Source organism: Ralstonia mojiangensis (assembly GCF_023955645.1).
GTDB lineage: Bacteria > Pseudomonadota > Gammaproteobacteria > Burkholderiales > Burkholderiaceae > Ralstonia > Ralstonia mojiangensis.
This window is the reverse complement of the sequence record NZ_JAMXHU010000005.1, coordinates 297310-315099: the sequence shown is the minus strand read 5'-3', so window position 1 is coordinate 315099 and position 17790 is coordinate 297310. Positions and strand designations below refer to the sequence as shown.

At 64.2% G+C, this 17790-nt stretch carries 17 protein-coding genes; 9 read left to right on the top strand and 8 right to left on the bottom strand.

Annotated elements, in window-relative coordinates:
• Positions 1–152: 152 nt before the first annotated feature.
• A complete protein-coding gene (locus NG898_RS21910) occupies positions 153–716 on the top strand; it encodes a YbhB/YbcL family Raf kinase inhibitor-like protein (protein ID WP_252694405.1) in 564 nt (187 codons plus the stop codon).
• A 24-nt stretch (positions 717–740) separates the two neighbouring features.
• On the opposite strand, the gene NG898_RS21905 is transcribed toward NG898_RS21910, so the two are convergent.
• The 7 genes from NG898_RS21905 to NG898_RS21875 form a co-directional block, all read right to left on the bottom strand.
• Positions 741–1505, bottom strand: coding sequence for a molybdate ABC transporter substrate-binding protein (locus NG898_RS21905; RefSeq protein ID WP_252694404.1), 765 nt, complete (start codon positions 1503–1505; stop codon positions 741–743).
• A 65-nt stretch (positions 1506–1570) separates the two neighbouring features.
• Positions 1571–2563 (bottom strand): sulfonate ABC transporter substrate-binding protein, encoded by a 993-nt coding sequence (locus NG898_RS21900; RefSeq protein ID WP_252694403.1) that lies wholly within the window; start codon positions 2561–2563, stop codon positions 1571–1573.
• Between the two features lie 96 nt (positions 2564–2659).
• Entirely contained in the window at positions 2660–2950 is a 291-nt protein-coding gene (locus NG898_RS21895; RefSeq protein ID WP_252694402.1) for a DUF971 domain-containing protein, read from the bottom strand.
• Positions 2937–3896: a HEAT repeat domain-containing protein gene (locus NG898_RS21890; protein ID WP_252694401.1), complete on the bottom strand. Its 960-nt coding sequence runs from the start codon at positions 3894–3896 to the stop codon at positions 2937–2939. The genes NG898_RS21895 and NG898_RS21890 overlap by 14 nt, the downstream gene beginning before the upstream one ends.
• 7 nt (positions 3897–3903) lie before the next feature.
• Entirely contained in the window at positions 3904–4170 is a 267-nt protein-coding gene (locus NG898_RS21885; protein WP_004627681.1) for a 4Fe-4S dicluster domain-containing protein, read from the bottom strand.
• A gap of 2 nt (positions 4171–4172) precedes the next feature.
• The gene (locus NG898_RS21880; protein WP_252694400.1) at positions 4173–5897 is read right to left on the bottom strand and encodes a fumarate reductase/succinate dehydrogenase flavoprotein subunit; all 1725 of its coding nucleotides are present in this window, start codon (positions 5895–5897) and stop codon (positions 4173–4175) included.
• Positions 5894–6679, bottom strand: coding sequence for a GntR family transcriptional regulator (locus NG898_RS21875; protein ID WP_252694399.1), 786 nt, complete (start codon positions 6677–6679; stop codon positions 5894–5896). Before NG898_RS21875 ends, NG898_RS21880 begins: the two co-directional genes overlap by 4 nt.
• 217 nt (positions 6680–6896) lie before the next feature.
• On the opposite strand from NG898_RS21875, the gene NG898_RS21870 reads away from it, so the two are divergent.
• The 8 genes from NG898_RS21870 (at position 6897) to NG898_RS21835 (ending at position 16715) form a co-directional block, all read left to right on the top strand.
• Complete coding sequence (locus NG898_RS21870) at positions 6897–7832, top strand: helix-turn-helix domain-containing protein (protein WP_252694398.1); 936 nt, start codon at positions 6897–6899, stop codon at positions 7830–7832.
• A 269-nt stretch (positions 7833–8101) separates the two neighbouring features.
• A complete protein-coding gene (locus tag NG898_RS21865) occupies positions 8102–9088 on the top strand; it encodes an ABC transporter substrate-binding protein (protein WP_252694397.1) in 987 nt (328 codons plus the stop codon).
• Positions 9089–9283: 195 nt separating this feature from the next.
• Complete coding sequence (locus NG898_RS21860) at positions 9284–10873, top strand: sugar ABC transporter ATP-binding protein (RefSeq protein WP_252694396.1); 1590 nt, start codon at positions 9284–9286, stop codon at positions 10871–10873.
• Positions 10870–11919 (top strand): ABC transporter permease, encoded by a 1050-nt coding sequence (locus NG898_RS21855; RefSeq protein ID WP_252694395.1) that lies wholly within the window; start codon positions 10870–10872, stop codon positions 11917–11919. Before NG898_RS21860 ends, NG898_RS21855 begins: the two co-directional genes overlap by 4 nt.
• Positions 11916–12989: a galactofuranose ABC transporter, permease protein YjfF gene (gene yjfF, locus NG898_RS21850; RefSeq protein WP_252694394.1), complete on the top strand. Its 1074-nt coding sequence runs from the start codon at positions 11916–11918 to the stop codon at positions 12987–12989. The genes NG898_RS21855 and yjfF overlap by 4 nt, the downstream gene beginning before the upstream one ends.
• A 225-nt stretch (positions 12990–13214) precedes the next feature.
• The gene (locus NG898_RS21845) at positions 13215–14789 is read left to right on the top strand and encodes a methyl-accepting chemotaxis protein (RefSeq protein ID WP_252694393.1); all 1575 of its coding nucleotides are present in this window, start codon (positions 13215–13217) and stop codon (positions 14787–14789) included.
• A 109-nt stretch (positions 14790–14898) separates the two neighbouring features.
• Complete coding sequence (locus tag NG898_RS21840) at positions 14899–15870, top strand: helix-turn-helix domain-containing GNAT family N-acetyltransferase (RefSeq protein WP_252694392.1); 972 nt, start codon at positions 14899–14901, stop codon at positions 15868–15870.
• Positions 15871–15905: 35 nt separating this feature from the next.
• Complete coding sequence (locus NG898_RS21835; protein WP_252694391.1) at positions 15906–16715, top strand: arylamine N-acetyltransferase family protein; 810 nt, start codon at positions 15906–15908, stop codon at positions 16713–16715.
• Between the two features lie 127 nt (positions 16716–16842).
• Here NG898_RS21835 and NG898_RS21830 read toward each other — a convergent pair whose 3' ends face one another.
• A complete protein-coding gene (locus NG898_RS21830) occupies positions 16843–17121 on the bottom strand; it encodes a hypothetical protein (RefSeq protein ID WP_252694390.1) in 279 nt (92 codons plus the stop codon).
• Between the last annotated feature and the right edge of the window lie 669 nt (positions 17122–17790).

The window sequence follows — 17790 nt, the reverse complement described above, 5'->3', positions numbered from 1 at the left end:
GGGCAAAAGCGCGCGGCAAACGCGGTGCGCTGGGGCGCGGTATTGTCGCACGGCAATCTGACGTCCATCTGTGCGTTGATGCCCCCGCGCAAGGGCGGCGCATTGGCGTATCGTGGTGCCCGTTCGCCGCCTTTCCTGCCAGGAGACCTGCCTTGAAGCCCACCCTGTTTCGCGCGTTGCTGTCGCTGGCGTGCCTGTCTGCCGTGCCGCATGTGCATGCGCAGGCCGATAGCACGTTCACCGTCGAATCGCCTGCCTTTGCCGACAACGGCGTCATGGACCGCAAGTACGCCGGGAAGAACCCCGCCAACGCCAACTGCACGGGAGACAACGTCTCGCCGCCGCTGCACTGGTCCAACGTCCCGCCCGGTTCCAACAGCCTCGTGCTGATCGCTACCGACCCGCAAGGCGCAGGTGGCCTGGGCGTGAACCACTGGATGGCCTATGGTATTCCTGCGACGCTGACGAGCCTGCCCGAAGGCGCCGGCACCGGCGGTGCTTTGCGCATGGGCCAGAACGCCATCGGCAAGCCGGCCTACCTCGGGCCGTGTCCGCCCAAGGGCACAGGCATGCACCACTACGTCTTTGTGCTGATCGCCACGGATCTGGCGCCGGACGCGTTGCCCAACGGGCTCACGCGCGCTGAACTGGATGCGGCCATCAAGGGGCATAGCAAGGGCGTCGCTGCCTGGATTGGCCGGTTCGGTAACTTTTGACGTGACGACGCCGGTCGCCTGCGTTTACTGCAGCGCGGCCGGCTCCATGCCTTTGCGCTCGAGCAAGGCGGAGGCTTTCTTGCCACGCAGCGCCTGGATCAGTTTCTGTGCGTCTGCAAGGTTCTTCACATGGGGACTCACGCCCGCCGTATACACCGTGTAGTTCTGAATTGCCGCGGGCAATGGCCCGACGTACTGGATGCGCGGCACCGCAAGCAGTTCGTTGATCTGATGCACAGCCAGCGCTGCGCTGCCATCGACGAGCCGCGTGCCCACCAATCCGCCGTGAACGAGCACAGCCTTGGGCGCAATCGCCTGCGCAATACCGAGCGTCTCGAACAGTTTCGATAGATAAATGCCAGACGATCCGCCGGCCGCCGGGTCCAGATACGCCACCGAAGGCGCCGCCAGCAAGGTCCGTCTGAACTGCTCGATCGTCGAGATATCGGGCCTGGGGGCGCCCTCAGGCACCGCCGCGCCAATACCGACGCGCGCCACGTTGCTGAGCGGGGGCGCCAGATTGCCAGATGCGCTGAGCGTCATTGCCAGAGGCTCCGGCAGGATCGCCACGTCGAAGGCTTCGCCGTTCTGAATGCGCTTGGCCAGTTCGCCTGCCGTGCCGTTCGTAATGATCAGATGGACATCGGCTGTGCGTTCGATCGACGGCGCCAGCGCATCCAGCACGGGCCGGAATGCCCCAGCCGTGAGGATGCGGAGGTCTGCCGCGCGCGCCGGGCCGGCGATGCACAGCGCAAAGAGCGCCGCCAGAAACGGGATTCTCGAAATCACGATGCGGCTCCGTTCACGTGTCGGTGCCGCACCTTAGCACTGCATGGCAACCCATGGTGATGCGGTTACAGCCCCGCTACGGGAAAACTCGCCTGCCAGACAGCGCTTTGCACGTTCACCGGTTTCGGAATCAGCTTCTGCTGCAGGAACAGGTCTGCAATCTGCTGCTGCGAGGCGACGATCTGCGGCGTGACCGGCGTGACGCCGTAGGGCACACGCCGCAGCCAGGTCTCGACAACGGGCTGTTCGATGCCGAGCTTGGGTGCCAGCAGGGCGGCAGTCTCCTGCGGATGCTGATTCACCCACAGCCCCGCCGTGCGCAACTGGGCCAGGATGGCGTTGACCGCGCGCGGATGCGTCTTCACGAATTCCGGCGTGGCTTCGTAGAAGTTGAACACCGGCAGCTCGCTGAAATCGCCCAGCGTGCGCGTCTTCAACGCCTTCTGTGCCAGCGCGTAATACGGATCCCACACGACCCACGCATCGACCGCGCCGCTCTCGAAGGCGGCCCGCGCCTCGGCCGGCGGCAGGTAGATCGGCTGAATGTCCTGCACCGTGAGGTTGGCGCGCCGAAGCAGCTGCACCAGCAGGTAGTTGGAGCTGGAGCCCTTCTGCAACGCGATGCGCTTGCCTTTCAGGTCCGCCACGCTGTGCGCGGGCGAACTCTCCAGCACGAAGAGCGCTTCGTTCGTCTTGCCGCCCGGCTCGGCCCCCACATAGACGAGGCGCGCGCCTGCGGCCTGCGCAAACACGGCCGGCGGCGCGCCGGTGTAGCCGAAGTCAATGCTGCCGGTGTTGAGTGCTTCCAGCAGTTGGGGCCCGGCGGGGAATTCCTTCCATTCCACCTTGTAGCCAAGCTCGGCCAGCGGTTTGTCGAGCGCGCCTTGCGCTTTCAGCACCGCCAGCAGCCCCGCTTTTTGAAAGCCGACGCGCACCGTGCCGGCCGGGTCTGCGGCTTGGGTGAGGCCTGCGCTCAGGGCGAGGCCGGCGCCCAGCAGCGCGGCAAGCCAGCGTCGTCGGCCAGACGATGCGGCGGTATGGGGCGATTGGGTTTGCATGATTCCTCCAGCGAGTCAGGTGTTGTGCGGTCGATGCTACGGACCGCGCACGCGCGAAGGAACGAACAAGATTGCATGTGCATAGACGCGGCTGCGTCAGCCTGTTGCTATGGCAGCCAGTTCAGCCAGGTAGCCCCACGGATAGATGCCGCGCGCATGTCCATCACTGAACACCAGTTGCACGCCGTAACCCGCGGGCGCGATGGTGACGATGCGCACGGTGGCCGGCACGTTGATCGGCGTGCCGTGATGGCGCTTGAACTGGCACTCCGCGCAGCGGCACGCCTCGCGCAATGCAGCGTGGTCGAGTGCGACAACCGCGTCTGCCCAGTGCAGGCGCAGCCGGCCTTGTGCGACGTCGTTGTCGATGTGCTCAGGGGGCTGCACGGGCGCGCTCGATTTGTGCCAAGGCGATCCGCACGGCCTTGACGACTTCCGGGTCGCCGTCGGTTTCTGCGCTGCGCAGGGCGGGCAGGGCAAAGGCTTCACCGATTTCGCCCAAGGCAAGCGCGGCTTCCTTGCGCAGATTGCTGATCGGGTGTGTGAGCAACGCGGCGAGCGCATCGACGGCACGCGCAGCGCGCCACCGGCCGAGTGCCCGGGCGGCCTGCAAGCGGACTTGCCAATACGCATCGGCCAGCGCCTCGACCAGCGCTTGCGTGACATGCGCATCGGGAGCGAGCGCCCGCAGCTTGCCGAGCGTGCTGGCGCTTTCCTCGCGCACGCGCCAGTCGGTGTCATGCAGCGCAGCGAGCAACGCGGGCAGCACGGCGGCATCGGTGGCAAGGCCGAGCGCACCCACTGCGGCACGGCGCACGTCGACATCTGCGTCATGACGCGCGCGTTCCGCCAACGCAGGCAATGCGCCCACATGCTTGCGCCAGCCGAGCACCGCAACGGCTTCGCGGCGCACGGCGGCGTCAGCGTCTTGCAGCGCGTGCAGCGCGGGCGCTTCGCTCTCGGGCACGCGCAGCTCACGCAGCCCACGCAACGCGGCGGCGCGCACAAAGGCGCTGGCATGGTCGACGTAAGGCAACAGCGCGGGCGCCGAGTCGGGCGATTTCAAATCCGCCAGGCCGATTGCCGCTGCGTCACGCACCGTGCCATCCACGTCTTCCAGCGCACGGGCAAGTGCGGCCACGGTGTCCGGCTGTTCCCAGGTCGCCAGGATGCGCGCGGCTTCGAGCCGAATTTCCGGCGCCGGGTCCTGCGCCAGCAGCGCAATCACATCGGGCAACGCATCGGCGTCTTCCGCGTCGGCAAGCTGGAGGAGGGCGACGCGGCGCGTGGCTGCGTCTGCGCCGTGCAGGCGCGCCAAGAGGGTTGTCGTCATCGTCACCTCAGCGCAACAGATACGGGATGTCGACCTTCACCGCGCCGGTCGGGCAGTCCTGCTCGCACGGCATGCAGTACCAGCATTCGTCGAACTGCATGAAAGCCTTCCCTTTGGTCAGGTCGATGGCGAGCAGGTCGAGCGGGCAGACGTCGACGCACACGGTGCAGCCCTTGTCGGCAATGCACTTGGCTTCGTCGATGGTGACGGGCGCGCTGCTGCGTGAGGTGATGTCGTGCGGCGTGTGGGTGAAATGAACGGTCGTCTGTTGCATGGTCATGCAGCCTTCGGAATGCGCAGGTGCGCGTAGGAATCGGTGCCGAGCACATCGACAGGGATGACGTACGGCTCAACCGCCTGCTTGCGGCTGGCCATGGCGCCGTGTGCGTCCTTGTACAGGCGCGTGTGACAGAACCAGTTGGCGTCGTCGCGTTCGGGATAATCCACGCGATGGTGATACAGGCCCCAGCGGCTTTCCGTGCGGAACAGCGAGGCACGCGCGGCCATCTCCGCGCAATCGCGGATGAAGCTGACTTCCATCGCGCGCATCAGCTCGTGCGGATTGCGCGCGTGCAGGTGCGTGATGTCTTCGGCAATCTCGTCGAAGCGGCGCAGGCCGATTTCCATCTTGCGCGTGACCTTGGGCGGCTGGAGGTAATCGTTCACCATGCGGCGCAGCTTGTATTCCACTTGTGCGGGCGCGAGGCCGTGGTCGCGTTGCAGCGGCGCAAAGATGCGCGTGCGCTCGCGGGCGATCTGTTCGTCGTCGATGCGGGCGTCGCCTTGCTGGCCGGCGATGTAGTCCGCTGCGTTCTGGCCCGCAAACCAGCCATACGTAAACGCGCCGAGCATGTAGTTGTGCGGCACGGCGGCCATGTCGCCCGCTGCGTAAAGCCCTGGCACGGTGGTTTCCGCGCGCGCATTCACATACACGCCAGACGCACTGTGCCCACTGCAGAAGCCGATTTCCGAGATGTGCATCTCCACCATCTGCGTGCGGTAATCGGTGCCGCGCCCCGCGTGGAAGCGGCCGCGGCTGGGGCGCTCGTTGGTGTGCAGGATGGTCTCGATGGTCTGGATGGTTTCCTCGGCCAGGTGGTCGAGCTTGAGAAACACTGGGCCCTTGCCGCCCTGCAGCTCCTGGTAGAACTCCCACATCATCTGGCCGCTCCAGTAGTCGCACTGGATGAAGCGCTCGCCGCGGGCGTTGGCCGTGTAGCCGCCCAGCGGGCCGGTCACATACGCACAGGCGGGGCCGTTGTAGTCCTTGATGAGCGGGTTGATCTGGAAGCATTCCAGGTTGGAAAGCTCCGCGCCCGCGTGATACGCCATCGCGTAGCCATCGCCGGCGTTGGTCGGGTTCTCGTACGTGCCCATCAGGTAGCCGGACGACGGCAAACCAAGCCGTCCAGCCGCACCGCAACTCAGCACCACGGCCTTTGCACGCACCACGAGAAAATCTGCAGTGCGGCAATCGAAACCGAGCACGCCGCAGGCTGCGCCATCGGCATCCGTCAGCACACGCGTGACGACAATGCGGTTCGTGATCTCCACCCGTGCACGCTTGAGCTGCCGATACAGCACCTTCTTGATGTCGTGCCCCTCCGGCATCGGCAGCACGTAGCTGCCCATGTGATGGACCTTCTTGACGGCGTAGTCGCCGGTTTCGTCCTTCTCGAACTTCACGCCCCAGCGGTCGAGCTGCTCGATGGTGGCGAAGCTGTGCTGCGCATAGGCATATACGCCCGATTGATCGACGATGCCATCGTTGGCCAGCGTGATTTCGCGCGTGTATTGCTCCGGCGTGGCATGCCCGGGAATGACGGCGTTGTTCAGCCCATCCATGCCCATCGAGATGGCGCCGCTGCGTTTCACGTGCGCCTTGTCGATCAGCAGCACGCGCAGCGCGGGGTTGCGTTCTTTTGCCTTGATGGCCGCCATCGGGCCGGCCGTGCCGCCGCCTACGACGACGAGGTCGTACTCCAGTTCCAACGTGTTCATACGGTGCCTTGCAAAGGGAGGATGGATTGCGCGTGCGCCGCCACGTGCCGGTCCAGCCGAAGCCGGTACTGGAAGGCGTCGCCGCGAAAATAAAGGCGTTCAAAGTCGATGGGCGTGCCTTGTGCGTCATGCGTCAGGCGCTCCACACGCAGCAGCGCTGCGCCCGCGCCTGTGTCGAGCGCGGTGGCTGTCGCGTGATCGGCCAATGCCGCATCGATGGCCAACGTCGCGTGGCCCAGCGCCACACCCGCGTCCTGCTCCAACACGAGAAACACATCGCGCGTGACGAGGTCCGCCCGGGCGACGACGCTGCCCAGTGCTTCCGGCAGCCACGTCACCTCGAGCGACACGGGCAACCGGTCCAGCAAGCGCACGCGATGCAACTCCACGACGGCCGTGCCGGGGGCCAACTGCAGCGCTTGCGCCACGTCGGTCGGCGCCGGGACGGTCCGAAGCGTCAGCACGCGATTGCGAATCGCGTGACCTTGTGCCGACATCGCCTCGGCAAAGCCCTGCAGCGCCGTTACGTTCTGAAACGCCTTTGGCTGGCTCACAAACGAGCCTTTTCCGTGACGGCGGAAGATCAGCCCTTCGTTCTGCAGATCGGCCAACGCCTGACGCACGGTGATGCGGCTGGCGTTGAAATGCGCGCCCAGGGCCGCTTCTGACGGCAGCAGCGATGCTGGCGCGTAGTGACCGTTGAGAATGCCCTCGCGCAGCGCGCCCTTGATGCGCTCATAGAGCGGCAGGGCCGGTTGGCGGTGCAGATTAGAGGTCGTCATCGGGCGCGGAACTCGTCATAACAAGTGCGCCCAGTGTAAAAAGCAGACGTATGCAGCGGAACGAAGCTTTTTCGATATGCATGCTCGGTTTCTGACTCGCGCGGCCGCTATAGTTGCGAGATTGTTTTGAGCCGCCCGCACGCCGCGCACGCGGGCCGGCATCAGATGTACGGAGCGCCGCGTCTCAGACGGCGCACGAAAACAACGGATACGGGTGATGGACCAGGGCGCACGCCTGCAAGATTTTTCCGCCGGCTTTGCTGACACATTGCGGCAAGCCATGCACGACGTCGACTTCGAGTGGCTCTCGTTTGGCCTGATGGAATACATCGGCGAGGCGGGCAAGCAGCGGGGCGAGCAACGCGTGCTCTACAACACCAATTCCCCCGCCGGCTGGGAAGAGCGCTATCTGGAGCAGCGCCATTTCGAGATCGACCCGCGCATCGCCCTGCAGGGGGACTGCGGCTTGCCCCTGGCATGGGACATCCCTTACCTGCGTGAGCGCGTATGTGCCGACCATGCCGACCCTCGCATCGAAACCTTCTTTGCCGATCTGGCGCGCTTCAACCTGAATAGCGGCATCGTGTGGGGCGCGCCATTGCGCCATCAGATGACGCCGCGCTCCACCTGGATCGTCTTCTGCAGCCTGTCTTCATCCAAGCCCGATCGCGCCTGGATGAACGACACGGTGATGGGTGGCGCCATGCGCATCATCGTGCGTGCCTGCACGCATCTCGAAGAAGCCCGCGACAGCGCGCAGCGCAACAAGGAGATCGCCACGCGCGCATCGCTACCCGCGCACGTCCTGCGCCGCGTGATGGAGTTTGTGGAAGCCAACGTGACGCAGCCGATCAGCGTGCGCGACATGGCCGGCATTGCAGACTTGAGCGTGCATCACTTTGCTCGCAGCTTCAAAGAAGCCAGCGGCCGCACGCCGCACCAGTACGTGACCGAGCGCCGCCTGCAACTTGCCAGCCGTCTGCTGACCGAGACGCGCATGTCCGTCCTGGAGATCGCAACTGCGGTGGGCTTTGAGAGCGCGAGCCACTTTGCGCTGGTCTTCCGCCGCCGCCAGGGTCTGTCACCCAATGACTTTCGCCGTCAGCGCGTGGCGTTCTCGCACGTGGCGGCATCGCTGGCGGAATCTCGCTGAGCACACTGCGGGGCTGCCATCTTTACGCGCGATTTTGGTGCGCTGCACGATGCGCAAACGCCTGTCTGATATCAAAAGCGATATCGGTTGGCCCCCAAAAAAACATTAGACGGTCATGTCAGGCTGTCAATACCATGGCTCACCACGAATCGCCGGCAGGGGAAGACGGTCGTCCCTGCTGGGTTTGACTCGTGTACCGCGTTGCAAAGACGACGTGCGCAGCCCCGGGGGCAGTTACCGGCTGCGCTCCACCATAACGGAGACAAACGATGAAAAAAACGAGCGCTTCGCGCGCCAGACGGACCGTGTTGAGCTTGCTGGCCACGGCCGGCGTGCTGCTGGCCACGGGCCTGACCACCGCGGCTCACGCGGCTGACAAGTCGTTCACCATGGGTTTTGCCCAGGTGGGTGCCGAAAGCGAATGGCGCACCGCCAATTCGGAGTCCATCAAATCGACGGCCAAGGCGCAGGGCGTGAACCTGAAGTTTTCCGACGCGCAGCAGAAGCAGGAAAACCAGATCAAGGCGATCCGCTCGTACATCGCGCAGAAGGTCGATGTGATTGCGTTCTCGCCGGTGGTGGAATCCGGCTGGGACACCGTGCTGCAAGAGGCCAAGGCCGCGAAGATTCCGGTCATCCTGACCGACCGCGGCATCGACAGCAAAGACACCTCGCTCTACACCACGTTCATCGGCTCGGACTTCGTTGAGGAAGGCCGCAAGGCGGGCCGCTGGCTGCTTGAGAACGTCAAGCCCAAGGGCGACGTGAACATCGTCGAGCTGCAAGGCACCGTCGGCTCCGCGCCTGCCATCGACCGCAAGCGTGGCTTTGAGGAAATCATCAAGGCCGATCCGCACTACAAGATCATCCGCTCGCAAACCGGCGACTTCACCCGCGCCAAGGGCAAGGAAGTGATGGAGGCCTTCCTGAAGGCCGAGGGCAAGAAGATCAACGTGCTGTTTGCGCACAACGACGACATGGCGATCGGTGCGATCCAGGCCATTGAAGAGGCCGGGCTCAAGCCGGGCAAGGACATCACCATCATCTCCATCGACGGCGTGAAGGGCGCGTTTGAAGCCATGATGGCCGGCAAGCTGAACGTCACGGTGGAATGCAGCCCGCTGCTCGGGCCGCAACTGATGGATACCGCGCGCGCCGTGCTGGCGGGCAAGACCGTGCCCAAGCGTATCGTCACCAAGGAAGGCATCTTCCCGATGGACGTGGCGGCCAAGGAGTTTCCGAACCGCAAGTACTGATCCTGCTGCGCGGCCCGACCTTGGTACCGGGTTTGCCAAATTCGTGCTCGCCGCATTGACGTACGGCTGCCGGTTTGGACAACGCGTTCTGCCAACCGCGGGCCGCTTGCTACGGATCATGAACAGGTTCCGAGCGGGCCGGCAGGGCGACTTTGTTTCGCCATGCCGGCTGCGCCACGTTAACAGGTGACATCCATGTTGGATCACGTTGATCATGCCGCCGCCACAGATGCCCGTGGCGCGTTGCTGCACATGCGCGGCATTTCCAAGAACTTTCCCGGCGTGCAGGCGCTGGCCGGGGTCGATTTCCGCTTGTTTCCCGGTGAAGTGCATGCCTTGATGGGGCAGAACGGCGCCGGCAAGTCGACGCTTATCAAGGTGCTGACTGGCGTTGAGGCGCCCGATGCGGGCGAGATCGTGCTCAGCGGTCAGCCCATCGCGCCGGGCTCGCCGCTGGAGGCGCAAAAGCTCGGTATCAGCACGGTGTATCAGGAGGTCAATCTCTGCCCGAACCTGACCGTGGCAGAGAACATCCACATCGGCCGCTTCCCCATGCGCATGGGCAGCATCGACTGGCGCGCCACCAACCGTGCCGCGCAGGCGCTGCTGGCCGATCTGAACATCCACATCGACGTGACGCTGCCGCTGTCGCTGTATCCGGTGGCCATTCAGCAGATGGTGGCAATTGCGCGCGCGCTCTCCACCGAAGCCCGCATCCTGATCCTGGACGAACCCACCTCCAGCCTGGACGACGACGAAGTGGCCCGCCTGTTTGCCGCCATCCGCACGCTCAAGGCGCGCGGCATGGCAGTGCTGTTCGTCACGCATTTTCTGGAGCAGACGTACGCCATTGCCGACCGCATTACCGTGCTGCGCAACGGCCGGCTGGAGGGCGAATACGCTGCGCGCGATCTGCCGCAACTGCAGCTGATCAACAAGATGGTCGGGCGCGACATTGATGCAAGCCGTTTCGAGCGCACCGAAGTGCCGCCTGTGGATGACACCGTGCCAGCGTTCCTGAGCGCGCGTGGCATGGGCCGCCGTGGCGTCGTGCAGCCGCTCGATCTGGACGTCCGCCCTGGGCAGGTGCTGGGCCTGGGCGGCCTGCTGGGCTCGGGCCGCACCGAGACCGCGCGCCTGCTGTTTGGCGTGGATCGCAACGATGCGGGCTCGATCAACGTGCAGGGCCAGGCGCATCAGTTCAGTTCCCCGCGTGACGCCATCCGGCAGGGCATCGGCTTCTGCCCTGAAGACCGCAAGACCGAGGGCATCATCGCCGAGCTGTCGATTCGCGAGAACATCATCCTCGCGCTGCAGGCCAAGCGTGGGCTGTTCCGCTATCTACCCAAGAAGCGCCAGCGCGAAATTGCCGACCAGTACATCGCCCAGCTCGGCATCAAGACGCCCGACGCTGAAAAGCCCATCGGCCAGCTCTCGGGCGGCAACCAGCAGAAGGCCGTGCTCGCACGCTGGCTGGCGACCGACCCGGCCATGCTGATCCTGGATGAGCCTACGCGCGGCATCGACATTGCCGCCAAGCTCGACATCATGGACCTGGTGACCGCGCAGTGCCGCAAGGGTATGGCCATCCTGTTCATCTCCAGCGAGCTGCCGGAAGTGCTGCGTGTGAGCCACCGGCTGGCGATCCTGCGCGATCGCAAGAAGGTGGGCGAGCTTGCCGGCGCCGATGTGACCGAAGACAACCTGTGCCACGTGATTGCCGGCGGCGACGTGCCCGCCGGCCAGTCCAACACCCAGTCCAACACCACCGGAGGCGCCGCATGAACTCCGCCAACCTGCGCGCACTCACCGGCCACCGATTGTTCTGGCCGTGCGTGACGCTACTCGTGCTGTGTCTGCTCAACGCGTGGTTCAACCCGCATTTCTTTCACCTCGACATCCGCGGTGGACACCTGTACGGCAGCCTGATCGACATCCTCAACCGTGCCGCGCCGCTGATGCTCATATCCCTGGGCATGACGCTGGTGATTGCCGTGGGCGGCATCGATATTTCCGTGGGCGCGGTGGTGGCCATTTCCGGCGCCATTGCGGCATCGCTCATTGGCGGCACGCTGGTGGTGCAGAACGGCCTGCCCGTGTATGTGACCAAGGTGCCGCTGCTGCTGGCGCTGCTGGCTGCCGTGGGCGTGGCGCTGGTGTGCGGCCTGTGGAATGGCCTGCTGGTGGCGGGTGCAGGCATGCAGCCCATCATTGCCACGCTGATCCTGATGGTGGCCGGGCGCGGCGTGGCGCAGCTCATTACCGGTGGCCAGATCATCACCGTCTACTACGAGCCATTCTTCTTTGTGGGCAATGGCTATCTGTTCGGGCTGCCGTTCGGGCTGTACATCGCGGCCGCTGTGCTGGGCCTGCTGCTGTTGTTGATGCATCGCACAGCGCTGGGGCTGTTTATCGAGGCCGTCGGCATCAACCCGGTGGCCGCGCGGCTTGCGGGGCTCAACACCAAGGCGCTGCTGTTTGGCATCTACGGGTTCTGCGGCGCCATGGCCGGCGTTGCGGGGCTCATCATCTGCTCCAACGTCAAGAGTGCGGACGGCAACAACGCCGGGCTGCTGCTGGAGCTTGACGCCATCCTGGCCGTCACGCTGGGCGGTACCTCGCTGGCGGGCGGCAAGTTCAGCCTGTGGGGTAGCGTGATTGGCGCGCTCATCATTCAGACGCTCACCTATGCGATCTACTCCATGGGCGTGCCGCCAGAAATCAACCTCGTGGTGAAAGCCGTGGTGGTTTTTGCCGTGTGCCTGGCGCAATCGGAAGCGTTTCGCGGCATGCTCTTTCAACGCCAAAGCCGTGCAGGGGCGCAGTCATGAGAATCAATCCACGGCGCTTGCCGTTCTACGTCACGCTGTTCCTGTTTGCGCTGCTGTTTGGCTTTGGGTCTGTGACTTACACGGGCTTCTTCAGCGTGCAGGTGTTTCTCAATCTGCTGATCGACAACGCGTTTCTGATGGTTGTTGCCATCGGCATGACGTTCGTCATTCTGTCGGGCGGCATCGATCTGTCGGTGGGGGCGGTGGTGGCCCTTACCACCATGATCTCGGCCGCGCTGGTCGAACATCACGGCTGGTCGATTGGCGTGGTGGTGCCGCTGGTGCTCGCTGTCGGGTGCCTGTTCGGCTTGATGATGGGCGTGATGATCCAGGTGTTCCGCATTCAGCCGTTCATCGTCACGCTGGGCGGCATGTTCCTCGCGCGGGGGCTGTGCTACCTCATCAGCATTGATTCGATCAGCATTACCGACCCGATCTACACCACGCTGTCGCAATACAAGATCCAGGTGGGTGGCGGCAACTACGTATCGCCCAGCGTGGTGATTGCGCTGGTGGTGTTTGCTACTGCGGCGTGGCTTGCACATTGCAGCCGCTTCGGCCGCACGGTCTATGCGCTGGGCGGCAATGAACGCTCTGCCTTGCTGATGGGCTTGCCGGTGGCGCGCACGCGCATCCTCGTCTACGTGCTCAGCGGTTTCTGCTCGGCATTGGGCGGCGTGCTGGTCACGTTCTACATGCTCTCCGGCTACGGGCTACATGCCCAGGGCATGGAACTGGACGCCATTGCCGCCACCGTGGTCGGTGGCACGTTGCTCACAGGCGGCGTGGGGCTGATCAGCGGTAGCGTGGTGGGCGTGCTGTTGCTCGGCGTCATTCAGTCGTTGATCACCTTTGACGGCACGCTCAGCTCCTGGTGGGCGCGCATCGCCATTGGGGTGTTGCTGTGCGTGTTCTGCCTCATGCAGCGTTTCCTTGGACGTGCGCAACGCGGGGTGTCGGTACCGCCGTCCAGCCCGCACAAGCCTGTGCGGCGCCCGAATGAAACGACCAAGGACACAGCTCCCTCGGCCATCGTCATGCGGTCGCACGCCGTGCCGCCGTTCAACTAGGCACGCACGCTCGCGTTGCTCGAAGTCGGCTCGTCGCTCGCGCGGGCCGGCTCTCGGATGTCTCCCCTCACGCACCCGAATCGCCAAGGCACGCACTGATGCAGAGCGCAATGTGAGCGCTTTGACTCACGCACTTAAGGTATTTCGCGGCCTACCGATATGCAGATGTAGAAGATTCATAAATCCGGGGCACGTGCCTCCGGATAAACAAGTCGGGGGGAAATCATGCCGTCCATCGTGCATTCGGTGCGCTTCAAATTGCTTGGGGCTTTTGGTCTGTGTCTGGTGCTGCTGCTGGCCACCGGTGTGTTTGGGGTGCGAGGCCTGATGCGCCTGAACGCCAACATTGGCGACGCATACACCAACAACACGCTGCCCATCGCGCAGCTTGCCGAGCTTCGGACGGCGCAACTGGATGTACGCCTGCAACTGCGCCGCGCGCAGGTCTTCACGGACGATGCGGCGCAGGTGGCAGCGGCCGTGCGCACCGTGCGTGCGGATCTGGATCAGATCAACGGCGCGTGGAAGCAGTACTACCCCGCCAGCGTGACGAGCGAGCAGGAGCGCGAGGTCGCCAGCAAGATCAACGACGCCCTGCCGCAATTCAACACCGCTACGAACGAAGCGATTGAAGCACTACAGGCGGGCCGCCATGATGCTGCCGCGCAGATCATCAATCGCCACGCTCAATCCGGCCAGGCCGTGAGCGAACTGCTGGCAAAAGACATTGCCATCAATCTGGAACAGGCCAAGTTGGCCGTCGACGATAGCGAGGCGACTTATCACTCCATCTTCAGCATGGCTGTTGTGTTGGTGTGTGCGGGGTTCGCGGTGGGCGTGGGCATGTGCTGGTATCTGCTGCGTGCAATTTCTCGCCCGCTCAGCCGCGCGGTGGACGTTGCTAACCACATTGCCGGCGGGCAGTTGGAGAACAACATCGTGATCGACACGCGCGGCGAGTTTGGCGAGCTGCTGGCCGCACTGCGCACGATGGATCAGCAGTTGACCGACACGGTGCGCGGCATCAAGGTATCGGCCGAATCCGTGACGGTGGCGTCCAAGGAAATCGCAGCCGGCAACATTGATCTGTCTGCCCGCACGGAACAGCAGGCCGCATCGCTTGAGGAAACCGCGTCGAGCATGACGCAGTTGACCGAGACCGTGAAACAGAACGCCGAGAACGCCGCCCAGGCCGACAGCCTCGCCTCCAGCGCCAGCACGATCGCGCAGGCCGGCAACGAGGCCGTGCAGGCCATGGTCGGCACCATCGACCAGATCAGCACCAGCTCCGGCAAGATCTCCGAGATCACGGGGTTGATCGAGGGCATCGCCTTCCAGACCAACATCCTCGCGCTGAACGCCGCAGTGGAAGCCGCGCGCGCCGGAGAGCAGGGCAGGGGCTTTGCCGTCGTTGCCAGCGAGGTGCGCACGCTTGCGCAACGCTCGGCCTCCGCCGCCAAGGAGATCAAGGGGCTGATTGGCGACTCCGTTGCCGTGGTGCAGGCGGGCTCGCAACAGGCGGCTGCGGTGGGCGAGACCATGAGCGAAGTGAAGGATGCCATCCGTCGCGTGTCGGAGATCGTGGCCGAGATTGCCGCCGCCTCTGCCGAGCAAAGCCGGGGCATCGAGCAGGTCAACCAGGCCGTCACGCAGATGGACGAAGTCACGCAGCAGAACGCCGCGTTGGTCGAGCAGGCCGCAGCGGCAGCGCAATCGCTGGAAGAGCAGGCGACGACGCTGCGCCGCGCGGTGTCGGTATTCCGTCTGTCAGATGGAGCCAGCCGGCCCGCGTTTGCCTGAGCACTGGCGACAAGCCTTTTAGGCGCTGCCCGCCACAGCACCGCCGCGCCTTGAAAAGGTTGTTTCGTGCAACTATATTGGTTGCGCGAAACAACTAATCGAGGCCGGTATGGACTTCATTGAAGCGCCCACGCAATCACGCGAGCAAACCATCCGCGAGCTGCGGGAGATTTCGCGCAAGCTCGTTCGCGAACTCGGCTTCATGCGCAACACGCTGGCTGAGAGCGACCTGCCGCCGTCTGCCGTGCACGCGATCCTGGAGATTGCCGGCACGCCCGGCATCCAGGCACGCGACCTGGCTGAACGCCTGCGGCTGGACAAATCCAGCACCAGCCGCCAGGTCACCCGGCTGGAATCCGCCGGGCTGGTCGAGCGCCGCACCTGTGCAGACGCCCGATCTTCCGAACTGCACCTCACCAAAGACGGCCAGCAACTGCGGCGCAAGATCGACGCCTTTGCCTCCGGCCAAGTCTCCAATGCGCTGCGTCACCTGACGCCCGCAGACCAGCAACGGCTGGTTGCATCGCTGTCGCAATACGTCAGCGCGCTGGCCGACGACAACGACCACAAGCCCGCGCAAGCCCCCACTGATGCTGGCCCCCAGATCGTGCAAGGCTACGTGCCCGGCTGCATTGGCGATATCGCCAGCCTGCATGGCCGGTTCTACGCACAGCATTGGGGGTTTGGCGTGTTCTTCGAGCGTCGCGTCGCCAAGGAACTGGCCGACTTTGCGCAATCCCTGCCCGACGCCAACAAGGCACTTTGGCTGTGTGTAGAGAACAACCGCTGCCTCGCATCGCTCGCCATCGACGGCAACCCGCACTATCGTGCTGCACACCTGCGCTGGTTCATCGTGGATGATTCACTACGCGGCACCGGGATTGGCCGTAAGCTCATGTCGCAGGCCATGCGCTTTGTCGACGAGCGCTTTGACGAGACCTACCTCAACACCTTCAAGGGCCTGGATGCCGCCCGCCACCTCTACGAATCGTTCGGCTTTCAACTCACGCAGGAAGAGGCTGGCACGCAGTGGGGCAGCACCGTAACCGAACAGCAGTTCCGCCGCCGCAAACCGGGCTGACGTGGCGTCACCCCCGGCGCACAAGGAGACAACACGTGACATCGCAACTCAATCTGGACGCCTACTTCAACCGCATCCAGTGGGGCGGCAGCAGCCGCCCCAGCTACGACACGCTCGCGCAGTTGGTGCACGCGCACATGCGGCACATTCCGTTCGAAAACCTCGACGTGCTGCTCGGGCGCGGCATCCGGATCGACCTGGAAAGCCTGCAGAACAAGCTCGTTCACGCACGCCGCGGCGGTTACTGCTTTGAGCACGCCACCTTGTTTGCCGCCGTGCTGGAGCAGCTTGGCTTTCAGCCCACGCGCCACTCGTCGCGCGTGGTATTGCTCGCCCCGCGCACGGAGGCGCCGCGCACCCACATGTTCCTGACGGTGCCGTTGCCCGAAGGCACCTTTGTCGTCGACCCCGGCTTTGGCTCGCTGGCCCCGCGTGTGCCGGTGCCGCTGGACGGCACGCAAGCCAATATCGATGGCGAACTGCACTGGATGGCGCGCGATGAAGACCGCTGGATACTCCGCGCACAGGTGCGCAGCGACACGCCCGTCGACGCCTGGGTCACCACGATGGAGCAGGACTACCCGATCGATTTCGAAATGGCGAACCACTACACGAGCACGTATCCGGCATCGCCCTTCATGAACCGCATCCTCATGCGGGCATTGACCGACGAAGGGCGTGTGACGGTGATGAACCGGGATGCCACGATCTGGCGCGGGAATACGCCGCACAGGTTTGAATTGGAAGACCGGCGGGCGTTGCGGGGGCTGTTGGCTGAGTACTTTGGGATTGACTTGCCGGAGGTGGAGGGGATGCGGGTGCCGGGTGTGGAGGGGTGGAATTGAAACTGCACTGGCATCCGGATTTCCTGCCGCCGTGATGGCTTGTTGGAGTCCGACGTCACCTCATAACGAGATACCGTTTCTGCAAGCGCCCCCGCCCGTCGCGGGTTCGCTTTTACTGCTGTTTTTATTATTTCAGCTTGTTCGCGCGCTGAAGCACGCTCAGAACTTCCCACCGGTACAAGTCCACTGTCACACCATCCAGCGACGTCAGCATGTAAGCGCCAATCGCATCGAGAAACCCGGCCTGATATTCAACGGCCTTGTCCTTGACGTGAAGCTGGTATTCCAAGCGCAAAGTCTGCGGGATGAACTGCCGCTGCACCTTCATGTTCATTTGGGTGCGCCGTAGATAATCCCGCCCGCTCAGGGCGCCTTGTGCATACAGGAGATTGTCTTCAATGCTCATCGGGCACCTCCGGACGGAGGACGTTGCGCGATGCCGGTGAAGTGACAGTTTGCGGGGCGATGCCCGCGTGGGATGGGTACAGCTTGGGTCGGTTGATCCATTGTCTTGCCTCTGGTTGAGTGAGGAGCCACCCACCTGGGAGGGTGGGCGGGCACACGACAAGGTCTGCAATACCGATCAAGTTCACCACAACCGGCAGGGCCGAGGCCCTCCCTGCCGGGCCCGCCCATAGGGACGAACGACGGCACGCGAGGGCTATAACGGCACTCACGGGTGAACTTGAATTCGGGATTGCAGTCCCGGCTGCGCTTGGTTTGCGCGAGCGAGGGTGAGTTTATGGGCGGCGAGCCGCGGCGGCAAGTTGCGGTTTGTCTCGGAGGTCAAATCAGAGCGCATTCGCGGGGTCCAGAACGCCGCGCGCCGGGCTCCGGACTCGGGGCGCCGAGTTCCGAACCGCAAACGCCGAGCAAAAAGCCCCACACGCCGGGCTCCGAGCTTCAACGCTGGAGTTCAGAACCCCAATCACCGAGGTCAGACCCTCGACCGAGCTCAAAAAAGCAGCATGTGTTGCTGAAAAAAGCAGCAAGCGCGAGGCAAAAAGAGTCGTTCTCCGAGTTCAGAGCCCCACGCATGGAGTTCGGAGCGCCATGCGTCGAGGTAAAAGGTCCG